Source organism: Nostoc sp. (assembly GCF_036917455.1).
Classification (GTDB): Bacteria; Cyanobacteriota; Cyanobacteriia; order Cyanobacteriales; family Nostocaceae; genus Nostoc.
In genome coordinates this window covers 20,657-45,262 of sequence record NZ_JBALDK010000101.1, presented here as the reverse complement: position 1 = coordinate 45,262, position 24,606 = coordinate 20,657, and the positions used below count along the sequence as shown (strand labels likewise).

General features: G+C 41.1%; 18 protein-coding genes, 2 tRNA genes, 1 other RNA gene and 1 pseudogene. 13 read left to right on the top strand and 9 right to left on the bottom strand.

All coding sequences use genetic code 11. From position 1 onward, the window contains the following. Positions 1–165 precede the first annotated feature (165 nt). Positions 166–1,728, top strand: a complete 1,563-nt coding sequence (locus V7K42_RS11600) for a serine hydrolase (protein WP_334916265.1) — start codon at positions 166–168, stop codon at positions 1,726–1,728. A gap of 194 nt (positions 1,729–1,922) precedes the next feature. Here V7K42_RS11600 and dprA read toward each other — a convergent pair whose 3' ends face one another. Continuing rightward, positions 1,923–3,065: a DNA-processing protein DprA gene (dprA, locus tag V7K42_RS11595; RefSeq protein ID WP_334916281.1), complete on the bottom strand. Its 1,143-nt coding sequence runs from the start codon at positions 3,063–3,065 to the stop codon at positions 1,923–1,925. A 178-nt stretch (positions 3,066–3,243) separates the two neighbouring features. Between dprA and V7K42_RS11590 the strand changes: the two genes are divergently transcribed. Next, on the top strand, positions 3,244–4,353 hold the full coding sequence (locus V7K42_RS11590) for an alpha/beta hydrolase (protein WP_334916263.1): 1,110 nt from the start codon (positions 3,244–3,246) through the stop codon (positions 4,351–4,353). 197 nt (positions 4,354–4,550) lie between these two features. Here V7K42_RS11590 and V7K42_RS11585 read toward each other — a convergent pair whose 3' ends face one another. The 4 genes from V7K42_RS11585 to V7K42_RS11570 all read right to left on the bottom strand — a co-directional run bounded on the left by V7K42_RS11585 (position 4,551) and on the right by V7K42_RS11570 (position 7,846). Further along, complete coding sequence (locus tag V7K42_RS11585; protein ID WP_334916261.1) at positions 4,551–5,108, bottom strand: metallophosphoesterase family protein; 558 nt, start codon at positions 5,106–5,108, stop codon at positions 4,551–4,553. Between the two features lie 215 nt (positions 5,109–5,323). Further along, positions 5,324–6,013 carry an ElyC/SanA/YdcF family protein gene (locus tag V7K42_RS11580; RefSeq protein ID WP_334888967.1) on the bottom strand — a complete coding sequence of 230 codons (690 nt, stop codon included), beginning with the start codon at positions 6,011–6,013 and terminating at the stop codon, positions 5,324–5,326. Beyond that, positions 6,013–6,666: a DUF2301 domain-containing membrane protein gene (locus tag V7K42_RS11575; RefSeq protein ID WP_334916259.1), complete on the bottom strand. Its 654-nt coding sequence runs from the start codon at positions 6,664–6,666 to the stop codon at positions 6,013–6,015. Before V7K42_RS11575 ends, V7K42_RS11580 begins: the two co-directional genes overlap by 1 nt. Positions 6,667–7,276: 610 nt before the next feature. After that, the gene (locus V7K42_RS11570; protein ID WP_334916257.1) at positions 7,277–7,846 is read right to left on the bottom strand and encodes a Rieske 2Fe-2S domain-containing protein; all 570 of its coding nucleotides are present in this window, start codon (positions 7,844–7,846) and stop codon (positions 7,277–7,279) included. Positions 7,847–8,496: 650 nt separating this feature from the next. Here V7K42_RS11570 and V7K42_RS11565 point away from each other — a divergent pair. From V7K42_RS11565 to V7K42_RS11515, 11 genes and pseudogenes are all read left to right on the top strand, one after another. Then, positions 8,497–8,832: a hypothetical protein gene (locus V7K42_RS11565; protein WP_334916255.1), complete on the top strand. Its 336-nt coding sequence runs from the start codon at positions 8,497–8,499 to the stop codon at positions 8,830–8,832. A gap of 417 nt (positions 8,833–9,249) precedes the next feature. After that, a complete protein-coding gene (locus V7K42_RS11560; RefSeq protein ID WP_334916254.1) occupies positions 9,250–9,918 on the top strand; it encodes a prolyl oligopeptidase family serine peptidase in 669 nt (222 codons plus the stop codon). A gap of 610 nt (positions 9,919–10,528) precedes the next feature. Continuing rightward, positions 10,529–10,612: a transfer-messenger RNA gene (ssrA, locus tag V7K42_RS11555) on the top strand. A gap of 133 nt (positions 10,613–10,745) precedes the next feature. Beyond that, positions 10,746–10,815, top strand: a tRNA-OTHER gene (locus tag V7K42_RS11550). A gap of 112 nt (positions 10,816–10,927) precedes the next feature. Beyond that, positions 10,928–11,128 (top strand): hypothetical protein, encoded by a 201-nt coding sequence (locus V7K42_RS11545; RefSeq protein ID WP_012407952.1) that lies wholly within the window; start codon positions 10,928–10,930, stop codon positions 11,126–11,128. Between the two features lie 469 nt (positions 11,129–11,597). Further along, positions 11,598–12,323 (top strand): hypothetical protein, encoded by a 726-nt coding sequence (locus V7K42_RS11540; protein ID WP_334916252.1) that lies wholly within the window; start codon positions 11,598–11,600, stop codon positions 12,321–12,323. 32 nt (positions 12,324–12,355) lie between these two features. After that, a tRNA-OTHER gene (locus V7K42_RS11535) sits at positions 12,356–12,426 on the top strand. Between the two features lie 146 nt (positions 12,427–12,572). Further along, positions 12,573–12,752: a hypothetical protein gene (locus tag V7K42_RS11530; protein ID WP_334916250.1), complete on the top strand. Its 180-nt coding sequence runs from the start codon at positions 12,573–12,575 to the stop codon at positions 12,750–12,752. Between the two features lie 225 nt (positions 12,753–12,977). Beyond that, positions 12,978–14,411: a vWA domain-containing protein gene (locus tag V7K42_RS11525; protein WP_334916248.1), complete on the top strand. Its 1,434-nt coding sequence runs from the start codon at positions 12,978–12,980 to the stop codon at positions 14,409–14,411. 889 nt (positions 14,412–15,300) lie between these two features. Further along, positions 15,301–15,933 (top strand): annotated as a pseudogene (locus V7K42_RS11520) (hypothetical protein); the annotation flags it as partial. Positions 15,934–15,956: 23 nt separating this feature from the next. After that, positions 15,957–16,595 carry a ThiF family adenylyltransferase gene (locus V7K42_RS11515; RefSeq protein WP_334916246.1) on the top strand — a complete coding sequence of 213 codons (639 nt, stop codon included), beginning with the start codon at positions 15,957–15,959 and terminating at the stop codon, positions 16,593–16,595. Positions 16,596–16,997: 402 nt separating this feature from the next. Here V7K42_RS11515 and V7K42_RS11510 read toward each other — a convergent pair whose 3' ends face one another. From V7K42_RS11510 to V7K42_RS11495, 4 genes are all read right to left on the bottom strand, one after another. Next, complete coding sequence (locus V7K42_RS11510; RefSeq protein WP_334916245.1) at positions 16,998–17,978, bottom strand: RpoD/SigA family RNA polymerase sigma factor; 981 nt, start codon at positions 17,976–17,978, stop codon at positions 16,998–17,000. A gap of 568 nt (positions 17,979–18,546) precedes the next feature. Further along, positions 18,547–18,828, bottom strand: coding sequence for a peptidase (locus tag V7K42_RS11505; protein WP_094332569.1), 282 nt, complete (start codon positions 18,826–18,828; stop codon positions 18,547–18,549). A 175-nt stretch (positions 18,829–19,003) separates the two neighbouring features. Continuing rightward, entirely contained in the window at positions 19,004–19,426 is a 423-nt protein-coding gene (locus tag V7K42_RS11500) for a DUF4363 domain-containing protein (RefSeq protein WP_334916243.1), read from the bottom strand. Between the two features lie 383 nt (positions 19,427–19,809). Beyond that, complete coding sequence (locus tag V7K42_RS11495; protein WP_334916241.1) at positions 19,810–24,489, bottom strand: GAF domain-containing protein; 4,680 nt, start codon at positions 24,487–24,489, stop codon at positions 19,810–19,812. Positions 24,490–24,606: the final 117 nt, after the last annotated feature.

The following is a 24,606-nucleotide window of genomic DNA, read 5'->3' as shown; positions in this document are numbered from 1 at the left end:
TAATATATACGCAATCATCCCCCCAAAATATTTAATATGGCTTAAACTAAACACAAAAATGCTACTTAGTGGCAAAGTGGAATTTGAGTATTAATATTGCTTAAAGATTAAGTTTTGGGTCAGGAGTCTGCAAGAAAACAGTCAAGTCGGTCACAAGGAGTAACTGTGTCAGAGTCAAGTGACGAACTAACAGCTTTCTCGCGGCGACAACCCTTAAATCGCCGCCAACGTCCACAAAAAGTTCAAAAAGTGGCACAAAAGAAAGTTAAAGCTAACAGCCAGCAACAAGCGACTAATGGACGAGAAGCGGCGCTAGCACGCCCAAAAAATCGCATCAGTCCTCCCCCAACGCCTGGTGCTACCCGGAGGGTAAAATCGGGGTTAGTCATGCCAACAGCAGTCAAGCCAATACCTACCGTGAAAGGGAAAATTCCTCCTTTCCGACCAGGTGCTGTGATGGTTAAAGCTGTGCGGATGGAAAAGCCAAAAACAGGTAGGCGCTCATCGCGGAAGACGCGGTTAAAGCCAATGGCGAAAACTATATTGTATATTGTGCGGTTATTGATTGTGGGTGTTGGGATGGGTGCAATTGTGGGCACTGTGTTATCAGTATTAGACCCAGCGAATCGCATCAGCACCACTTCTGCGCCCCAATCTAATAGTAATGTGCGATCGCAGCCGCAACCAGCCCAAACTCCTCCAAGCGCAGTTTCCAGCCTATACCTATCCCAGGAAATTACTTCTTTGAAAAATGCCGTGCAAAATTTGGCTACCACCAACCCAAATCTTACACCCGGCGTTTTCTTGGTAGATTTGGATACAGGTAATTATGTAGATGTCAATAGTTCTACCAGTTTTCCGGCAGCTAGCACAATTAAAGTGCCGATTCTGATTGCCTTTTTCCAGGATGTGGACGCAGGGAAAATTCGCCTGGATGAAATGCTGACCATGCAACAGGATGCAATAGCTGGCGGTTCAGGAACTCTGCAATACAAACCGGCTGGAACCCAGTACGCCGCTCTGGAAGTCGTCACTAAAATGATTACAATCAGCGACAACACGGCGACAAATATGCTGATTGCCAAACTGGGTGGGATAGAGGCGTTAAACCAGCGTTTCCGCAGTTGGGGATTGACAACCACAACAATTCGCAATCAACTCCCAGATTTACAAGGGACAAACACCACCAGTCCCAAGGAATTAGGGAATTTGATGGCGATTGTGAGTCAGGGGAATTTAGTCAGTGTGCCATCACGCGATCTCATGCTCGATATCTTGCGTCGCACCGAGAAAAATACTCTGCTACCATCAGGTTTGGGAACAGGCGCAAGAGCATACCACAAAACGGGTGATATTGGCACAATGTTGGCAGACACAGGTTTAATTGTTGTTCCAACTGGCAAGCGTTATATAGCCTCCGTCATGGTACAACGCCCCGAAAACGACCCTCGCGCCGAAAAATTGATTAGCTCAATTTCTCGTGCTGCCTACGAAGAATTTAGCCAGAATGCTGCCGCATCCAATAGTCCGACAAGCATTATACCCGCAAATGGTTATCAGCCCCAGGTTGCGAATCCTGCTTTACCCAACGGTACAACAGGCACAGTGCCCATGAACATTTATCAGCCTCCTGTTGTCAGTCCTGCACCCAACGGTATGGGAAGTACTGTACCTACAAACGGTTATCAATCTCCAGTTATGAATCCCCAGTATTATCCACCAAGATAATTCATAATTAAAAATGTCTAGAGTTTCATCATGTGTTGATGTCCTAACCACCAAGGCTTGTGCTACAAAATCTCCTTTTTTCTCTCTGTGCCCTCTGTGTCTCTGTAGTTAAATAAAAGACTTTTTAACCACAGAGGCACAGAGGGCGCATCAAATTCTATTTTGTATTGCCATAAATCTGATCGCTAACAAAGCTAAACTTTTTGATATCGCATTCCTGGCAGTTGCGAAACTAAACCCATAAGTTCCAATTGTAACAAAGCACTGGAAACTGAACCAGCAGCCATGCCGGTTTGTTGAACAATAAAATCGAAAGGTAAAGCTTCACTTGTAAGTACCTCCGGTACGCCTGCGGCGAACGCATCCATTACCGTTTGCAATTCTGGTGACAAAGTTGGCAAACTTAACTGTTCTCGCACAAGGGAAGCCTCAATTCCATCAATTTGTGGTATTGCTCCCAGCATTGTTAACAGTTCATCTAGTTCCTTAAGAATGAAAGTTGCTCCCTGACTAAGTAACTTTAAGCACCCTTGGGATGGATAATCGTCCAGTCTCCCAGGTAATGCATAGACATCTCTGCCAAATTCATTGGCGTAGGTTGCAGTAATTAAAGCACCAGATTTTATCGGTGCTTCCATTACTAGGATGGCGCGGCTTAAACCTGCGATAATTCGGTTACGACGGGGGAAGTGCGTGCGATTGGGTGGGGTTTTGGTGGGGTACTCACTCACGACTAACCCAGCCGTCAAAATTTGCTTGTACAAATCTCGATTTTTATGTGGATAGATGACATCTACACCAGTTCCTAAAACTGCGATCGTCCGTCCACCTGCATTCATGGCGGCGATGTGGCTTTCTGTGTCAATTCCCTCTGCCATCCCAGAAACAACTGTAAAGCCATTTTTAGCCAAAGCTGTACTAATTTGGCGAGTCCAACGGATGCCATATTCTGAAGGTTGGCGTGTTCCAACAATTCCAACCATCGGTTTTTGTCCGAGATTTTCTTGGAGTTCGACTTCACCACGATAGTATAAAATCGGCGGAGGACTGGGAGTTTCCAGCAGTAAACGAGGATAATCTGCATCTGCTGGTGTCCAGAAATGGGGGTTTTCCTGCTGGTGCTTGGTGAAAAGTTGTTCTGGCTGCAAACGCGATCGCTGTTGTACTACTTTTTCTAGTGTCTGAAAACCCAAACCTTCCACCTCTCCTAACTGTACCTTGGTAGCGTTCCAAGCTGTTGCCAGTGTGCCAAAATGCTGTTGCATCCGTCGCAGCAATACCGGGCCAATTCCCGAAATTTGCGTCCAAGCTAGCCAATATGCGCCTTCTTCTACCACCATTCCATCCTCACACCTACTGGATTGAGTATTCCCAATCCCCAATCCTTAATCCGCAATTCCCCTTGACTTTTGACTCTTGACTCTTGACTATTAACTATTGAGTATTATTTTTTGATCTTCTGTGATGAAATATTTCTATCGTCTTCTAATAAGCCTATCTGGGTGCTTAATATTTTTGCTGCTACATAGTTGTTTTGATTTGTTGCCTAGTTTGGCAGCCGAAAAAGTTACTGTCAGGTACGGATTGTTTGAGCAATCGATCCCAGTAGCAGATATACGCAACTATGGCGAGACACAAAAGGTTTCTGGCGATCTAAAATCTTTTTTAGGTTACTTCAGCGCTAAAGATAAACAGAAGTTTCAAAATGCTCTTCAGGTGAAAATGTCGCTTGATATTGCGGCTTTAGATAAGCTGATCAACACAGGAAGGGGCAAGCAAATTTTATCTTTTGTTTCCCAAGCGACTGTCTTTCCGACACGTTCTGCGATCGCTCGTAGCGATGGAGGTAGTATCCAAGCGCTACGATCTGCTATTATCTTAGGAGCCAAATCACCAGAAGGTTTAGGAATAACCAGCTTTCTAGAAGCCTATCCTAGTAATCAACTAGTCTTTGATGTGTCGAAAATTTCCAAGTTAGTCAGTATGGCTAATTTATCTTCTGGTTCTGCTAATGCACCGCCGAAAGACGACGTAAGTTCTTCACCTTTAGGGCAAATTGCACTGCAATATCAGATATTTGCTGCCCAATATAAACAGTTCTCAGGTTGCTTATTTGGCGATTCTATTTCGGCTGAACTTGGCAATACTCTTGGGAATGGTACTTTTAATTTTGGGTTAAATGGTCTGAGTACAATCTCTTTAGTGGAGCAACTTAAAAGTTTAATTCCTACCAAGGTGAAATGTGAAAAAGCCATTATTGCCATCGGTGGAAACGATGCTTGGTATGGAATTAGTGATGAGTTGTTTAGCAAAAATCTGCAAGAGGCGATCGCACTTGTAAGAACAATGGGAAATAAAGAGATTTTTCTGATTCCAGCTTTTTATTCAACAGTTGCAGCCAGCTTAGATCCAACTTTAGCAGCCCCACTTCCTAAAGTTGAACAAATTAATGTTCTGATTAATCAAGTTGCTGAAACAGAAAAAGTGCCGGTTGAAGCAGCAGGACTAGCATCCTTGTATGAAAATAATGTTCTTAAAGAAAATTTGACAAGTGATGGCGACCATCTGAATGCAGAGGGGCTAAAAATTTATCGACAAGCATTATTACAAATTCTGCAAAAGTGATATAGCTATCCTAAATAATTGGTAAAAATTTTAGAGATGATTGGGTGAATAGAATTAACTGTTGACGAATTAATAGGAGGTATAATCCATTCGCCCCAATCCATCTTAATTTATTTAAATGGTCGTGGCGTTAGCTAAAAATGTCCTTCTGGATACTAGGAAAAAGTTGTTTAAAATTTTGCAACCAATCCCTTTAATTAATCTCCCCTCAATTGGGGAGCTGTCCAGTTTTTTGTCTTTAAAATACGTTTAACATCATTGTAATTTATGGGTGCATAATTATGGCAATCTACCCCCACATCAAAAGATAAAGATGTGGAATCGTCAGGTAATTGACCATGTGAGTGTCCGTAAAGATGACAAGTACCATAGTGAGAAGCTTGCCAAACTCTCATAGCATAGTGCAACAGAACAATTAATTGTTTGCCTTGATATGCCTCCGAATCTGGCATTGTCAACTCGTAATAATCTTTGATCCACTCAAAACGGTCTTTACAAGCTTCGGCTGCTTTATCGTGATTGCCACGAATCAGATATATTTTACCGTTAAGCCGTTGAAGAATTTTCTGTAATTTCTGAGGAGAACATAGTGCAACATCTCCTACATGATACACCTCATCATCAGTAGAGACTTTGCTGTTCCAGTTCTCAATTAATGCTTCATCCATCTCCTCAACAGAAGAAAACGGTCTTTCTGTGTACTCTAAGATTTTTTTATGCCCGAAATGAGTATCAGCAGTAAACCAAATCATCATTGAACCTGTTTTGTTAGGGTATTTTGAAAAATTGTAAAGGTATAGCACAAGCCTTGGTGGTTAGGACATCAACAGATGATGAAACTTACACACAAGAAGACTTTTCACCCAGTCCCCAGTCCCCAGTCCCTTGCTATAACTCCTGGGAGGATAGCTCCACTTTTTCCATTTTTCGCTAATAACGCAGCCAAATTATGAACTATGAATTATTACTTTTAGGCTTTCCAATTCAAAAACCGCGCATAAATATAAGCGACACCTTCATCAATAATTGTCCGCACGCCTTGGCTAGAATCCCACCATTTGCTTGGATCGTAATCTTGTGTTTCAGCAGCGATCGCACCAACTTTGACTTTAGGGCTAAGTAGTTTTCTGAACAGCAACCAACTTCTACGAGTGTGAACGTCCAAAGAAAAAAGATTAATTGATTGTAGCTTTAAATTTGAATTAGATAGCCAGCGATCGAACTCAGCAGCTGATGCATAACTACGATCCTTAATTACCATAGGTGTAGGAACAGCTACCACCTTCTCCGATTCTAAACCGAGTTTCTCAAAGGTGGCGGCTGATACTTCTGCAAAGTTTTTGTATTCGCTAAGATAATTTCCTTTTTCTATTGAGCCTCCCGTGGTAATTACTAGACGATAAGAACCGTTTTTAAATTCAGTCAAAGCTTGTTGGATGGCATAATCTGGTAGCCATCCTTCAACAACTAATATTTCTGCTGATTTGATCGGGGAAGTCACGGCGAGAAATGAGTGTACATGAGTGATAGTGAAAAATATTAAATAAGCAATCAAAGCGATCGCAATCGCCCACCCCTGAGCCGTAAGTGTCCACATTTCTTGGCGTTTTATTAGTTTGATTTTTGGAAATTTTTGACGCCGACGATTTTTTGCCTGCATTAAACCTTAGCTAAACGTTGTTCTTTTAAGTAAGTAAATACAGACTTATCTCCAATATCATCAGGAATTGCTTGGACTGTCTTTCTCAAGGCAAATACCAAAAACAACGTTGCCCAAATTCCTAATAAAACACTTTCACCCTGAACTGGTAAAATTCCCACCAAATGTCCTAACAACAGTAGCGGTACTATTAAGGTTAATACTTTGGTTTCCAAACGATTGAAGCAAAAAGCCTCTTTAAAATAAATCCCTGTCAAAGCAACGAAAATAAAACCAACTCCAAATAAGGTGAGAGGCTGATTGTAAACAGTCAGAGCTAAAGGTTCAGTATTAGAGATTGCCAAAATTACTGATGTTATAGTACCGATCGCCCAAAAAATTTGCAACATTCGATGCAGTAATGCCATGTAGATATGAATGGTAAATAAACTTACACCAAGAGCGAGACTAAAACAAGCATATAAAGGTGTAAGTGCAGTTACAATCGGGTTATTGTTGAACAAAACCAAACCGCTACCGATGGCGAAGCTCAGTGCTGCTACCATTAAGCCAGCACGGTAGATAATTACGCCAGTGCGATCGCTCTGAGTAATTGTAAATTCCCCAAACTGACCTTGATAAACTTCTGGTGAAGATAGTGTTTGCGTAGTCATAGTTAAAAATATGTTACGATTTACTAATAGAGTACAACGGGAAATTCCTGAAAGCTTACTTTTATTATTATGGGCAAGGAAACTAACTTAAGTGTCACAATGCCAGAATTTTTAGGTCACTTTTGTAGTATCAGTTGACTTGACATACATGTTAGCTGACGAGTTATCTCTACCGTTTGACTGGATTTCCTTGGAGAGCGAAAGACATAGCAACTAGTCTCATCACGGCGGAAATCCTAGCTACCATCTCAATTAACCAGACTAACAAGGGGTAAAATATTCTCGTTAAAGGTAGGAAAACCTCCGCTAGCATGTACTAGTAATTAACAACGGTTTGTATAGTCTCTAGTTTAGCTGAGGACTTGATTCTAAAATTTGACTTTAGTCGTAGACATTAGAAATTGACAAATTTGAAATTTAGTGCATAAAACAATTTGGCAATCAGATAACACCATAGCTAAAAGTCAGATGAGCGATCGCATTGGTCTAAAGAATTGCAAGAGTGAAGACCCTTTTAGGTGTTAATTTAGCGACAACTATAATTTAGAACTTGCTCACACCTGCTCAAAAAGTATGGTGGCATCGTCTAATCTAATTTGATAGTAGTAAGTTAACGAGGATCTACAGCAGGTTTTTGAGCGACTAGACTAACTTGATTTTGCTTTACTACTACAGTGATAAGTGGTAAAGAACGTTTGGCTGGGCCATGAACGACTCGACCCTGAGAATCGTATTGAGATCCATGACAAGGACAAATAAAGTGATTCTTCTCAAGATCCCACTCAACTGTACATCCTAAATGGGTACAAGTTGGATTGATACCATACTCAGCAATCTTTGGCCCATCTTGAACGATCAGATAATCAACGCTATTGTCTGGTAAGCCTTTTACAAGAATCGGAATTCCAGGTTTTGCGGTTGTCAATAATGCATTAGCCTGAATTTCTTTACCGTCTTTGTCTCGTGCTAGAGATCCGGGAAGATAATTTTGACAGCGCGAATTCTTTGGATACAGAGAGCAAAGGGTTTCTAGGCTGATCTCATGACCTTGGCTAACTTTGGGAAATAGATATCCGATCGCTAATGATGCTGCTGTACCACCTAGCGTATAAGTTAAAAAATCGCGGCGCGTTTTTATACTAGCTGGAATTTTGGCATTTGTAGAAAAATTTTCTTTCATGACCCGATTTACCAATAAAGGTCTACTAACATAATTTTACGGCGCGATCGCTTAGAGGATGTCTGAAAAGTATCAAATATTTGTTGATCACCCCTAACTCCCCTTAAAAAGGGGGGAATAAGAGTCTTAAAGGGGAGCAATGCGATTTTGTGAGGTGAGTAAGCAGGGGAGGCAGGGGAGGCAGGGGGAGAGAAATAATTTAAGTATATTTTTTAGTTTTTTAGTAGTAAACTATACTAAATATTTTCTTTACTCCCCCTGCTCCCCCTGCTCCCCCTGCTCATTAGACGATGATCTCACTTTTTCGCGTTGCTCCCGTCTTAAAGTCCCCCTTTTTAAGGGGAGCCACTGCGGTCTTGGGGTTTCCCCAAGTGGAGCATGTGGCGTGGATTTAGGTGGATCTCAAACTGTTAGGTGTATACAAAAAAACTTTTTAGACATCCTCTTAGAATCATTCTTCGTTTTTAAGTTGTTGAGTGATAAGAATACCGTATTTAGGACTAAATAGTAATGCCAACAAAAAATATCTAACTTAAGAAGTGTTCTTGTCAAATCTATTCTCAAAGTCTCTCTAGAGAAAGAACACCTTGTATCTGGGATTTTCTACAGTGTAATTGGTAAAGATACATTGTTTAATACCTGAAAAAGCTATGACGACTGAAAATAATCAAGAAAATCAAATTAATCAACCAGTGAGTAAAGATTGGCATTCTAGCGAAGAACCCAATGTGAAGGAAAGAAACTTAACTGCAAATCCTGGAGATAAGATTGCTGATGAGTCTCAATCTGTTGAAGAAAAAGCTAAACAGAAAGCTATTGATGATGTACCAGATATTACAGGTGATAGAATCACAGTCCCGACTTACTTCGTTGTGGATGAACCTAACGGAGAAAAGAAGGCACTCCACCACGTTAAAGATGCTGAAGAAATTTCCGACGTAATTCGGCAAGCACGAGTTGACGAAAATGGAAATCGGATTTGGTAGTAGTCACTCATTGAAGAGACACAAAGACACGGGGACACGGAGAGTTATTTCTTTGCCCCGCATTTCTGGAGGGGCAGAGGGGCAGAGGGGAAAGAACTTGGTATTTGAACTCTCCCCTGCTCCCATGCTCCCATGCTCAAGCGTAGGCTTAATCGAGATGTGGTGAGAAATCCGGGTTTGCGTCCCCGTATTTTTTGGATCGAGTTAGTCTATTCATGAGACAATGAAAATATAAACGTAATGATAGATGTCAGAAATACTAAGCTCGACTTTATCCATTTTTTAGCAACGCGATACTCCTGCGGAGTAGTTGCACGAACGCTTAAGCAGAAACTTATACTGAACAATAAGCAACATAGCGACCAAGTTATAAAATAGCTGTTCATATACGTTGAACTAACAAAGTTTTTTAATGTTATGCCGCCACTACAACGACACGTTACTTCTACTGACAGCTATAACTACCTGCTATTTTTACCAGATGGACTGCACCCAGATGGCGATCGCAACCAAATACAACAGCCACTTTTACCAACAATCCTATTTTTACACGGTGCGGGTCAGCGAGGTTCTGACTTAGATGATGTCAAAAAGCACGGTATCGCCAAGGTTGTAGAACAACAGCCGGATTTTCCCTTCATTGTCATTTCTCCCCAATGTCCGCGCCGTGAATATTGGAATATAGAGCGATTGAGTAACCTTCTAGATGAGGTTATTGCATCCTGTGCTGTCGATCCAGATCGGGTTTACCTGACCGGCTTAAGCATGGGTGGCTATGGAACATGGCATTTAGCAGCAGCACAGCCAGAACGATTTGCTGCGATCGCGCCTATTTGTGGCGGTGGTAATCCACAAGCAGCAGGTAAGCTGAAAAATCTTCCTGTGTGGGCATTTCACGGAGCCAAAGATAATGTCGTTCCCTTAAGTGAGTCAGAAATTATGGTTTCTGCACTCAAAGTCCACGACGGGAATGTAAAATTTACAGTTTATCCAGAAGCCAATCACGATTCATGGACGCAGACATATAATAACCCAGAATTGTATGAGTGGTTTTTACAACATTGGCGGCAGCAGACTGTGGGTTAGAAATAGTTTTCTCTGCATTGGAATACTCTCTAAATTAAATTAGAATCTTGAGTTGTATTAGGATTAATAGTGCGCTTTCTGAGCAGAGCGTTAAATATACATATTTTTACTTAAACTTTATAAAATTCTGTAAAAATATTAAAAATTTTTTGGTAAACTCACGTAGCTCTTAGTTAAAGTTCAACAAATACCTGGCACTGGTAAATATGAATTTGTGCCGATTAAACCTTAGTTTTGAAGCAGTTTCCCGACTTCCTGACAAAAAAGCAAGCTACGCACAGCTTTTCTCTTTCTCCCAAAGCGAGAGGCTAGCGCCAAGGGAGAAGCAAGTGGTCTTTGAGGAACGAAACCCAACATTTTCAGGCATTTATTGGATTTTACTTCCCTACGGAATGCTGTGCGCGTTCGTTAAACCTAACCTAATAATTATTTTTAACTAGACTGTATTGGGATCTAATCTAATTGACACGCATTGAACTGCGAAATTTGTAGTACCCTCTTGACATAATGTCGATTGTATACTACAAATGTAGTATACAAAATAAGAGCCTCCTCAAAAGGCAAAACTAAAATCTCTCAGAAGCTTGACAATTGCATAGATGCCACTTTTGGGGCCGCGATTGGTGTTCGACTGCTCCGAAGCCAACAAACGGACGGTTGCAGGATTCGGGTTCAATTCCCGACGGCTCCACCAAACTTGACTGCGGTTGAAGTTGTGTAGACGCTTCCTTCGCAGATTGAGAGCATCGCAATTATGCTTTCCTTGGGTCTGTAGCCCTAACGGTAGAGTTCCTAGATGTCACTTGTGCCCTGACAGAAAAAGCTTACATACTTGCTCAATGGTAGAGCGATCGTATCTTAACGATAAGTGCAGGTTCAATTCCTGCGGTGTTACCACAGCTTTTTCAACTTGCATGAGGTGTGAGTGTAACTCTCACAGGGAGGGTATCGGTTCAATCCCGATCAGATCCACTAATACGAATTCGTAATTAAAAAAGAGGTGATTGCAATGGTTCATATTCGATTTGAAGGACGTTCTGTTGATGTGCCAAAAACCCAGTTGGGAATTGCAGCAGGGATGAATGATGTGGCGGTGAAGGAGCGGGTTGCTCGACATTTAGATGTGAATAGCGATCGCCTTTCTGCTTACGTAATCGATCGCCGTCCTAGTGGCGATTTGATTGTCCGCCCTGAAGCTGTCTATGGTTGAAGTACCTAGTTATCCGTGCCCTAACAGAAGAAGCATACATACACATTCAAAATGGCCCTAAGGTAGCGAAATTCGAGCGATCGAGCAAGTCAAGTATTCTAAGTCTCTTGCAGATTTAAGATCCGTGCCCACTGCCAATAATTTGGTAAGAGCGGCCATAAGCTGTAAAAAGCTTCTCAAACTTGCACGGAGTGATTTAAGACTCAATTCTGCGCCCTAACTTGTGAAGTCTACACACACTCCGGCAACGGAATGCAGGTTCAACTCCTGTCGCTCCCTTTGATGGGAGCGTAGCCAAACTGGTATAGGCAACTATGAAAACTGCTTTGCTAACTTGCGCGGAATTCCAATTATTTAAATCGTATTTGTCTATAACCTTTACTTAATACGGAGGTGAGTTCAATGATGTTAGCTAACTCATGTTTAATAACAACTCAATTAGAACAACTGAATTTAAACAACGTGAGATATGAGCGAACATCGTTTGAGCGAGATTGTGATTGAACGTCCTCGCGGTGGGAGGAGAATTAGCCTCAAAAAGGTGACTGGCTTTAAGAAGCGATTATACAAAATCACCGAGGATGCAATTCAGGATGGATTGTTTAATTCTTACCTGATTAAACCAATAAATAAATCCAAGTATCTTTCAGACCATCTCGGCCCCTTGCGTCGGTTTTTGCGATCGCAAGTCGGACAGCCTTGGAATGAGGTTTACAGCCAACTGTGTCAACGATTAGATCCCAACACAATGGCAGGACAGCATGTTATCGATCATGTATGGGACTATGTTGAACGGTATGTGGAAATAATTGATGGTGGTTTTTATAGCAAGCCTTACCAAGGGTATGGAATGCAGCTAAATACAAACCACCGCGATCAGTTCTATATCCATCCTGAAACCGGAATTCTTTGTGCAGTCGAAAAAGTACCTCGAAAACAGAAGCAAAAGCAGGAAAAAACCGATATTCTCATCATTGATAATTATCATGAATACCAAAAGCTAAACGAGATTTGGTATTTAATTACCTTTGAAGATATTCCGCCTGTACAAACTCATTATGTGATGGATGCTGTCAAAGGTAAAATTTATTATTCTGCTGCAACTTATAGAGGTCAAACGATTTACGCTGTTAGTAAAAAGCAGTGTAATAAGAAAGAAATTCGATTTATTTTAAATCAACTTTCTAAAAACTAAAATTTTCACTTCGTGCCCTAACTGAAAAAGCTTACATACTAGCCGAATGGTAAGGCACTTGAGAAATCAAGCAACTACGGGTTCAAATCCCGTGTGTGAACCAACAGCTTTTTCGACTTGCACGAGGTGATTTTATTTCATTTAAATTTTAAATATGGAGGTGAGAACGATGAAAAAGATTAATTCTTTCAACATCGAGCCTGAAGATTTCGACGATTTCTGCTTTTGAACCCTTAAGCAAACATCGTCGTGGCTTTCCATCTGAAAAAGCTGTTAAACGTGGCGATCGCCTTGTTCATGGCGACAAAGAACTACAGGAAAAGCTTGGTAACAATGACCTTTGTCTTTGTGGTTCTGGTCGCTGCTTTCAAGAAGTGCTGTCGCAATAGCGGCAGATATGATGGCAGCTTACGCAGCTACTACTTTTAGGGAGTAGTATTAACGATTTCGATACGTTACATCAAAACTGGCAGTTGTTGCCGCGCCCCGATCGCAGAAGCTTACATAATTTTGCAAAAGTTATACTCAATGCTTCTACAACTTGCGCGGTGACTTTATCGCCCCGCGTGCAACATCTGCCTCCTTCAATTTTGGATTTTAGATTGCAATCCAAAATCTAAAATCCAAAATCTAAAATTCCTAAAGGAGGTTCTCATGAATATCGCAGAACGCGATCTGCGTCTGGAAATGCTCAATAGTTTGCTGACAAATCCTCACCGCAAACTTGAGCAAGTCGCAGAAATTCACCAGTTAATTGTTGAACTAGATCCCCTTTTCTACGGACATTTAGCAGTCTGGTATCAGCGTCATGGTGATGTCCGCGACCATAAAGAAGTATTCCTAGCTCACTTACTAACCAGCAATTTGATTGAACACCGGGATGCTGGATTTATGATGTTGCAAGAGTTTCCACCCTATCAGGTGGCTCGTGTAATAGACTTCATGAAGCAGCAGCAGAATAAACTGCCTCGTTCCGCTCGCACTGCGGTACGGCGTTACTTGAAGGTACGGGAGAGCAATCCGGCTCTGTTCGATCGCGCTGCTTTGCGAGGTCGTAAAGCAATGAAGCACTTATATGCTTCACTGCACATCAAGCCAAATGAACGGGCAAATGCGATTTTGTTTGGCGATACTCCTCCAGAGGGTTCCTTAGCAAATGTGCTGAAGCAGCTTGCTAAGGCAGAAAATGCCGCAGAACAGGCACGGCTGATTGTGGAGTTCAAAATTCCCTATACGATCGCAGTTGGTGCAATCAAGCAACTTACACCTGTTGTCTTGGTGGCGTTAATCAACAGCATGACTCCTCAAGAAGCGATCAACAATCTCAAGTCTCTCCAAACTAGAGGCGCAATGGATCACCCAGAAGTCAAGAAGCTGATTGATTCCAAGCTGGAAGCAGCGTCTAAGAGTACACGTGTCTCAGCATTCAAAGCACAGGTTGCGGCAGACGCAGGAGATTTTGACGCAGACACGGTTGCTCAACTGGAAAAGGTGACAAACGAACAGGTAAAGCGGCGTGGTGCGATCGCTCGTCCAACCGCCTTATTGGTGGATAAGTCTGGTTCAATGGAAAATGCGATCGCGATCGGTAAACAACTCGCCGCCCTAATCTCTGGTATCACTAAGGCAGAATTGTTTGTCTACGCCTTCGACACCATTCCTGACGCTATTACAGCAAAGGGCAAGGAGTTGACCGACTGGGAGCGTTCCTTTCAGCATATCAATGCTGGTGGTGGTACTAGCATCGGCTGTGCATTGGAAGCAATGCGGAAAAAGAAGCAGGTAGTTGACCAGATTATCATAGTCACAGACGAGGGCGAAAATGCGGCTCCTTACTTCGGTGAAGTCTACAAGAATTACTGTCGGGAGTTGGCGATAATGCCCAATGTGGTGATTGTTCGTGTGGGTGGTCATTACGATTGGGTGGAGAGTCAATTGAAGCAGCAGCAAGCACCTGTAGATACGTTTACTTTTGCGGGTGATTACTACAGCTTGCCGAATCTCGTCCCACTTCTAACGCGCCCCTCTCGCCTGGATTTGCTGATGGAGATTCTGGATATGCCGTTGCCGGTGAGAGAAGATAAGTAGAGTACATCAGGGTGCGTTATGGTTACTCATGACGCATTCCGATCTTATTCCATCATACTATTCTCACTTTTATTGATTTACAAAGTTGAAGAAGAATTCAGGAGTCAGAATCAATTCATTTGGGGATTCAGACCCCCACTTTCTTGTTGACCACCAAATTTAAAATTTGGTGGGGGTTTTAAACCCGTTTATTCATCCACCACTCGTACAGAATTCATGCTGAATTCTGACGGCTGACGCATGTATTCTGGTTTGGGAAAATCTGTAAATTGAACTTGTTATTAACTAATTCAATTTGTTGCTAAACACCAAATAAGTACTTAGCAATCCTTTTATTTTTCATCAGAATGAATACAGCTAACCAACTCATGAGAAAACTGGGTATAGAAAATGCTAATTGAGAGAAAACAGTTACTTCCTCTAATAAATGAGGTTGAGTTTTCTTCAGATAAACTTGCATAATATTAATTGCAAATAGGTGTATCAAGTAAATTCCAAAAGAACATAATCCTAAATTTTTTATGACGCTATTTGGTTTCAAGTAATTCGATAAAACAATACTGTATAATAAAAGAGAATATCCCAAAAAAACTTCCCGAAAACCAGCAAGTATTGGGTTACTATAAATGTTAGCAACGAGAAATAAACCTAATAGCAAGTAAGCGTATACAAATTTCACACGCAACAGTGAAAAGTTTGTTTTAACAAGTAAATATCTTAAAGTCATTGCGATAAAAAAGTAAGGTAGACACCTCACTAGCCATGCTAACTCTATAGATATAAACCTCAAAAACTCATTTTTAGAAGCATCGTAATTCACTAGATTAAATAAATTCTGAAAAGCTACATCGTCATGTAACTGTACTGTATTTCCAGTACTTAAAAGTAGGTTGTAGAAGAGGCAGACTTACCCCAAATTGCAGAATACCTGCAACACTTTCCCCAAATGCGGCTGCGGTTAGCACACCAACTGCAAAAACAAACTTGGTTAGCATACCCCGTGAATGAAGCAGATATGCGTCAACGGTTGAAGGTAGTTAAGCCGATCGCAGTCCACTTAGTTACCGAGGGTAGCGCCTTTGAGCAAATCATTGCCCGATGGAATGGACAGTCTTGCTGGTTCGAGGAAGTAGATCGCCGTACCGATCCGGTAATTGTTGAAACTCTGCAATCTGCCGTTAAGCAACTCATTCCTGTTGAAGAATTACAGTTTAAGGGCATGACTCCAGAAATCCGCACAGTGTATGAATTAGCAACTCGGCGCATTGCTCCCTTTACTCAACCCCAACAGGATGAAAAGCGACTGAGAAAGGCGTTGCAAATGGGCGGCGGCGAATTAAACCAATTTCACGATCGCAGCGACTACTGGACAGTTGATTGGACAACCTCTGATGGTGTTCGCCATAGTAGTGCGATCGCTAAAACTGATTTGACTGTTGTTAGTTCTGGTATTTGCCTAAGTGGACGCGATCGCGATTTTGACTTGCAATCCTTAGTGGCTGTCATAGAACAACAAGAGTAATTAATTACGAATTACGGTTTATTATGAGTATTTTCTTTCACGAACAGCTTTACCGCACCAATGCTGTGATGACAAAGCTAAAAAACTATCCTGTAACCATTTGTGGCGCTGGAGCATTAGGAGCTAATATTGCAGAAAACTTAGCTCGGTCTGGTTTTGATAAACTTACCGTGATAGATCGCGATCGCATTGAGGAGCGTAACCTTTCGACTCAGCCTTACTACCGTTCTGATGTGGGAGCGTTCAAGGCGAAAATCTTGGCGAACAATTTATATCGAGCAATTGGTACTAAAGTTGATGCCAAAACAAAAGAATTGACACCAGCAAATACAACCCAATTACTCAAAGACAGCCAGCTAATTGTCGATGTCTTTGACAATAGCGTGGCGCGTCAAGCAGTGAAAGATTATGCTGACCAATTAAGCATACCTTGTCTTCATGCAGGACTATCGCCTGATTATGCAGAAGTCATTTGGAATGACGTTTATCGCGTTCCTTCCGAGGTTAATGATGATGTTTGCGATTATCCCTTGGCGCGAAACCTAGTGATATTAGCCGTTGCTGTGGCGTGTGAAGCGATCGTTTCATTCATTGCCACAGCAGAACAGCGTAACTTCAGCATCACCCAGAAGGATTTGACTGTTCAATCTCTATTTTTATAGATTGTGATTATCAGAATTTATCAAATTCTGCGAGTTTAATTAAAGAGCAACTAACAAGCAGTAAGTTTTATCGCAGAGTATAAATCCCCATTACGAATTACGTTAGCGAGTCTTGCCTACGTCACGCTAGCGCTAACGAGCGTCATTACTAAAGCACAAGTCAAGGTGGTTAGGACATCAACAGATGATGAAACTTAGACACAAGAAGACTTTTCCCCCAGTCCCCAGTCTCCAGTCCTCAGTCCCTTGCTATACCTATAGAACTCCTATTTGATTTTTGAACAAGATTCAATACACATCTATATCCTTCTTTTATGTTAAGAGTTCCCTAGTTCTTGTTCCCTATCTACACAGATAATTATGGCTACGCCACGCTACGCGAACAGGAATCCAATCGGATTACTATAGATAGCTGTGTATCTTATCCTTATGTCTTCTTAGACTACCCAAAGCTTGTTGCTCTATCTGTCGCACTCGTTCTCGACTAATACCCATACGTTGACCAATCTCAGCTAAAGAAAGTTCATTTTCATCTGTTAAACCAAAACGTAAAGTTAATATTTCTCGTTGTTGGGGATTTAATTTTGACAATAAAGTTTGAAGATTTTGCTGAAGAAATGTTTGGTCAGCGTATAATTCTGGAGACAATCCATTATCCTCCAACATATCTTGTAATTCTATATCTTTTTCTGAGCCAACTCGTAATTCTAGCGAGACAGGTTGACGTGCTAAGAGTAAATAATCTCGAATTTGTTTTGGCTCTAAAGATAGTTCTTCAGCGATATCAACTGCTGTAGGAGTACGACCTAATTTTTGAGTTAGTTCGCGTTGAATACGCTTGATTTTGTTAAGTTTTTCTGTAATATGAATAGGCAAGCGGATAGTACGTCCTTGTTCGGCGATCGCTCGTGTAATTGCCTGACGAATCCACCAATAGCCATAGGTTGAAAATTTATATCCTTTAGTAGGGTCAAATTTTTCAACTCCTCGCTCTAAACCTAAACTTCCTTCTTGAATTAAGTCGAGAAAATCTAGGTTATGTCTTTGATACTTTTTAGCAATAGATACTACAAGCCGCAGGTTAGCTTTAATCATTTTCTGCTTGGCTTGATGTCCCTGAGCTAGCTGTTGCAGCAGTGAATTTTCACCGATATTTGTATTTTCAATCCACTCTTGTTGTGTTGGTTGACGTTTTAATTGAATAGCTAATTTTTCTTTTGCAGCCAGTAAAGCCATCATTTTTTGAACTTGCTTGGCAAAATTAATCTCTTGCTCATTAGTCAATAAAGGTATACGTCCAATCTCGTGAAGATAAGTACGCACTGCATCAACAGTAGATAAAGGTTTTTCATTTTCTAGAGACTGGTAAGATAGGTTATTCATAGTTATTTGAACCTTGATAAATACTTGTTGCTTTAGAGGGAAAGAAATTTCAATCTGACATAATTAGTATGACATTCAGAAATGAAATTAGAGTGAAATTCTGATTTTTGATAATTAAGGCACTAACTTTACTTATGAGTGCAATTGGTTTGCAACTTGACTTTCAAAGGTAAAAGTAAAGAATTGGGAAATATTTTCTGATTCTTGTCATGTCTAATTATTTCGCCAAGACTAATATTTTAAAGTTAAGAGCTTGATGTGACAGGAGCTTGTCAAAGAATTGAAAAAGTTATGTCTGTCCAAATTCTATGGAATGTCGATTTAGTGAGGGAATAGGGCGCAGGGAGAAAAAATATTTCATTGCTCCTTGTGGGTGCAACTTATGGAGTCTCTTGCAAAAGTAGCTTTTGCAAGAGGGGGAAAGAGATGGATGTTAAAGGGAAAGGGTTTTTTCTTACTCCTTTTCCCAATTTCTGTAAGAAGTTTATTGATTTTTCCTTTGGGATTCTTTGCGATCGCAGGGTAACTTACTTGTTTTTATACTTTAAAAGATTGCGATCGCTCTTGACTAATTATTTCCAGATTTTGGCTTTTTCCTACCAAACAAACTAGTCATACTTAATCCAGTAACCAACAACCCCAATAGCCCTAGTCCGTTCAAAATCGGGTAGATTCCCTCTAAACCGAAGATTTCACCACGATGAATCGAAAGCAGTAGACTACGAGGAACTCCAAGGTTAGCTGACCATTCACCTACTAGCGTAACTGCAATACCAGTTAACAATGTTACAGCAAGCGGTAAAGCCAAAATAATCGCTAGAGTCCGGTGGTATTTGCGAAATGAACGCATTATCCAAAATCTCCTGGAGAAATCAAAGTCATTGTATTGTTAGTCAAAAGTCATTAGTACCAATGACTTTTGACTAATGACTAAATCGGTGGGTGGCTATCTCAGACATCCATTAAAAGAGTCGGATTATCGCCTATTTTCGGGGAAAAATCTGCTAATTTGTGGTTCTCACTTCTTACTTAGAAACAGTGGCGATATTTGTGTTAAGCGTTTGTAACCCTTTAAGAGATTTCGCTTTATCTTTAGCTTTCAGCGAACCCTTCACCTGGGTCGCAGTATCTTCGATTACATTATAGGTTTTTGAAGATTTAGTTTTGACACCATCCTCAACCTTAGACCAAGCGTTTTCAAACTTATTAAATTCCTGTTGAGCTGTGTCAAATTTTCCGGCTTGAACCGCAGTTTTTGTATTTGAAACTACACCGACCAAAGTATCAAAACCTCCCTGTGTAGCAACAGGAGTTTTTGATACTGTTGTCGCCGCAGTTGTTTCAGTGGTTGCAGGAGTCTGGGTAGTAGATTTTTGATCGCTGTTGCATCCAACCAATGTCAGTAAACTAATTGCAGCAACAGGAATGATGTAGATTAAGCGTTTCATAAGACCTCTTGAATAATGATAAATCGTCAAGTACCGACGGTATCAGTTACTATATCAGCAAACCTGTCGTCTAATGTTGCTGGAGATATTGGAAGATTATATGCAGATTTTTTTACGAAAATCTTGTAAATTTTTGTATAATATTATTCTGGTACGTATACATCAAGGCAATTTTTGCATCTTAACAGTAGTTCCTAAATAAGCTAAGTATAAAATATATACATAAAAAGTTTATAAGCTGTCGCACCTACAAGTTGCCTCATAATCTTTTAGGTAAAACCTGTAAACCCTCTCCTCTGCTCCCCTGCCCCTCTGCCCCCCTGCTGTCTCAATGTGCAAATTAAAAACACAACAGCTTATCTCCTGCTTCATGCAAAACAAAACTATTGACCCCTAGCTCCTGAATTACTTCTTGTTAAAAAATCTTCAATGGAGTTGACAAATTCTTTTAACTCTAAAATTAACTTAGTAGCATCTCTAAGCTGTTGATGATAAGCTAATTTTTCTAGTTTGTCAGCTGCTAGATACATAGCTGTGGCTCCAATGTTGATACTTGCACCTTTGAGATGATGAGTTTCTCGCACAATTTGTCCAAAGTCATTAGCCGCGATCGCTGCTTTAATCATCTCTAAACGGGGTTTAATATCTTTAACGCATACTTGCAATAGGCTTAATTCAAATTCTGCGTCATTTCCCGATATTCGATGCAAGTGTTCCCAATCAATTTCTAGGTCAACTGTGCTGTTATTTGTGCTGGTAACTTTCTGTTCATACACAACTGGCTCTTGTTGCGAGCTGATCACGCCTGTCCAATGCTCTAGAGTCGCAGCTAATTTTTCTTTAAATACTGGCTTACTCAGATAGTCATCCATTCCTGCATTGAGACACATTTCTTCATCTTCTTTCATTGCATTAGCCGTCATTGCGATTACCACAGGACGACGACGCAAAGCAAAAATATCCTCTTGCCAACGATGAATTTCTTTTGTAGTTTCTAAACCATCAAGAATTGGCATTTGGCAATCCATTAGAATCAAATCGTAAGGAATTTTTTCTAATAACTCCAAGACTTCCTTGCCATTGGCAACGACATCGGCTTTGTAGCCTAAACTCTGGAGTTGCTTTAAGGCTACTTTTTGATTCACCAAATTATCTTCAGCTAAGAGAATTCTTAACTTAGATTTAGCAGAGGCATTAACGGAAGAATTAAGAATGCTAGAAGTTTCTGTACTTGGAATTTCTTTAGTAGCCTCTAACCTTAAGTCTCTAGCCCCTTGTTCTGCTTCCGGCTGAGTTTTTAGAATAGTCATAATAGTATCGAGAAGTCGAGATGGCTTAAGGGGTTTGACTAAATAAGCAGCAAATCCTACTTTCAGCGCCCGTTGCACTTGAGCGCGTTGATTAATAGAGGTGAGAACAATCAAAGGTATGTCAGCAATTGCAGAATTGGCTTTAATTTGTTCTTCTAAAGTCATGCCATTTGTTTGAGGCACCTCCATATCAACCAAGACTACATCATAGGAATTCCTCTGCTCACAAGCTTCCTGAATAGCTTTCAGGGCAGCAGGAATACTGTCAGCTCGATCTACCTGCATTCCCCACCTAGTAGCTTGATGGTAAACAATTTTGCAATTAGTAGCATTGCTATCTACCACTAACAAGCGACGATTGTTCAAAAGTCCGCCTTCGTATTTTGGTAAAACAGGGTCAAGTTGCTTGGCAAAAGGAACTTCAAACCAAAACTTAGATCCTTTCCCCATCTGACTTTCTACCCCAATTACTCCTCCCATTAAAGTCACCAGTTGTTTACAGATGGCTAATCCTAAACCAGTACCACCATACTTGCGAGTGGTAGAAGCATCCACTTGAGTAAATGGCGTAAATAGTTTGCGTTGGTCTTCAGGGTTAATACCAAGACCTGTATCTGTGATGGCAAAATGAATCGTGGCTGTAGTCGAGGAAAGGGAAGATAATTTTGCTTCCACAAAAACTTCACCAGTGCTGGTGAACTTAATAGCGTTGCTCATCAAGTTCATCAGAATTTGCCGCAGTCTACCAGCATCCCCTTTGAGGTGGATGGGGACATTGCGATCGATCAGTGCGGCAATTTCCAATCCTTTATTATGGGCTGAAGGAGCCAATAAATCTAACAGTTCTTCAACACAAGTGGATAGGTCAAAATCTAGAGTTTCCAGAGCCATCTCTCCAACTTCAAGTTTGGAAAGATCCAAAATCTCGTTGATTAAACTTAAAAGAGCGTCTCCACTAATCCGAATTATTTCAATAAATTCTCGCTGTTCTGGGTCTAAGGGAGTATCTAAGACCAAACTGGTCATTCCCAAAACAGCATTCATCGGAGTGCGAATTTCATGACTTATATTTGCTAAAAAGGCACTTTTCGTCTGAGAAGCTAATTCAGCTTGGCGACGGGCAATTTCAAGTTCTTGTCGCTGACGAGTTTCTGCTGCTAATAGTTGGGCTTGAGCTAAGGCAATACCTACTTGGTCGGCTATTTGCCGCAAAAGATCGGTTTCAAAACTAGACCATTGGTGGGAATCATCACACTGATGGACTATGAGCAAACCGCGAAGTTCGTCTTTAACAAGTATGGGTACAACCAAATTGACTTTGACTCCAAACTGTTGTAATAATTCCAGATTGCTTTGTTGGAGTTCCAGTAGATCCAATTCAGCCAGCCCGAAAACCCGTCCTTGACGGTACTGCTGTAGATAGTACTGCTGGAGATATTCTGCTCTAAAGTATGGGCCAGAGATGTTTTGCTCTTTGATTGTCGGTAAGCCAGAAACTACTGCTTCCGTGACCGTGGTTGCCGATTCATCTGGTAAAAGCTGATAGATCAAAACTCGGTCAGTCTGGAGAATCTTTTGTACCTCCTCGACAGTGATTTGGAGAATTTCTTCGATTTGCAAAGATTTGCGAATCTTGAGGGTGATTTCGGTGAATAGTTGCGATCGCAAGTTTTGGCGTTGCAATTCCTCTTCAGCCTGTTTCCTTTGAATAAACTGCCCTACTTGCTCACCGATGGAATTCATCGTTTTGGCCAAATCTAGATCGGGTGGTTGGATTTCACGATTGAAGCAGGTAATCACACCGAGGACTTTGTTACCACTGCGGATCGGAAAACCGAAAGCGGCGTGTAATCCTATTTGATTGGCGATTTGGAAGTGAGGGAAATTCAGATCCTTGACGATATCAGTAAGCCAAACAGGTTCAGAATTAGCCCAGACACGCCCAGGTAGTCCAACTCCTTTTATAAAGTTGGTTTGACGCTTCAGTGCTGTAAATTCTTGCACATCAAGAGAGGCTTTATGCCAAATGTCCAAAAGACGCAGCACATTTGCTTGCCCATCCACCATCCAAATTTCCCCTAAATCCCATCCCAAACTCTCACAGATCCCTTGTAAGATTTGGGGGGTAGCCTCGCCGATGGTCGTGGACTCCGCCAAAACGCGGGTTGCAGCATATTGTGCAATTAGATGCTGTTGCGATCGTTTGCGATCGGTGATGTCAGTGCCAGTACCAACGATGTATTCCACTGACCCTTCATAGTCTTTTAAGAAGGTATTCGACCAGGCAATTAGTCGGCGACTACCATCCTTCATGACCCAATAGTTTTCGTTCTCCAACAAGCCTCTATCGGTTAGCAATTCTTCAAAAACTGCTTTAACTGACTCTACTTCTTCAGGAAGTAAGAACAAGTTCCAGAAACACCTACCCCTCACCTCATCGAAGGAGTAACCTGTTATTTGCTCGCAAGCTTGATTAAAACGAACTATTTGCCCTTGAGAATCGAGAACTATTACCAACGCGCTAGCTGTATCAAGGACTGCTGAGATAAAATTGCGTTCCTGATTTAAGGTTTCTTCTGTCCTTTTGCGCTCTGTTACCTCACGATAGATAAAGTAGTAGACTACAGCAAGAATGATAAAACTTAGGCAAATAGCGATCGCAATTGTCACAGTTGTTTTGCGAGTCCAAGCTTTTGCTGCTTGTGACAGTTGCTGATGCCGCCCCCTTTCCTCATTCTCTATCTCATTGCTCACCTTGCGGATATCATCCATGAGATTTTGACTTTTATTTGTCAGTAGTACCTGCAACGCTGCCTCTAATCCCTTGTTTTGGCGTAAGTAAATAGTCTGTTTTAGTTCAGTAAGTTTAGCTGTAATCAGGGATTCAAGGGTTGCAATCTGCTTTTCTTGGTTTGGTTGATCTTTAGATAAATTTTTTAGTTTGGCAATTTCTCGATCGATGTTGGCAACTGCTTCTTGATGAGGTTTTAGATAATTTTCTTTGCCAGTGAGAATATAACTATGTTGCTCAGTCTCCGCATTCTTGATCTGAGACAGTAGTTCTTCTAGGGTATTGATTTTTTTATAAGTATTTTTTACTATATTGCGATTATTAATAGATACTCTTGTATTTTGATAGGAAACTACACCAATCAAAACTAAAATTACTGATGCTAGACCAAAACCTGCCGCAATCTTTTTAAAAAATTGTTTACTTACCTTCTGTGCCTGCTTGCTTTTTTTAGTCACAAATACCAAACTTGCCAAATTTCGGCGTAATTCCATTTGCTTGATGACTTGACGACCTAATGTTCGTAATGCCTCTATCTGATCTGGGGTAAGTTCGCGTGGTACGTAGTCAATTACACACAGGGTTCCGAACGTATATCCCTCTGGATTAATCAGAGGTACGCCAGCATAAAAGCGAATTTTTGGGTCAGATGTTACTAGTGGGTTGGTGGCGAACCGTTTGTCATCTGTTGCATCAGGCACAACAAAAACATCAGGCTGTAGAATAGCATGGGCACAGAATGCCAAATCTCGATCTGTTTCTAGAGCATCCAAGCCGACTTTTGACTTGAACCACTGGCGATTTGTATCAATTAAGCTAATTAAGGCAATAGGAGTCTGACAAATATACGATGCTAAACGGGTGAGGTCGTCAAAAGCGGCTTCAGGCGGTGTATCGAGAATCTTATACTCCAACAGCGTCTCGATTCTCTGTGCTTCGTTATCAGGTAATGGTGCTTTCATCCTTAAGCCTTATCTACATTCTGGGGGATTAGGGAATGGCGATTAGGGACTGAGATTGGGGGTTAGGGGAAATTATTAAAAAAGAAGTCCTTATCTTGTTACTCCCCATTCCTTAGT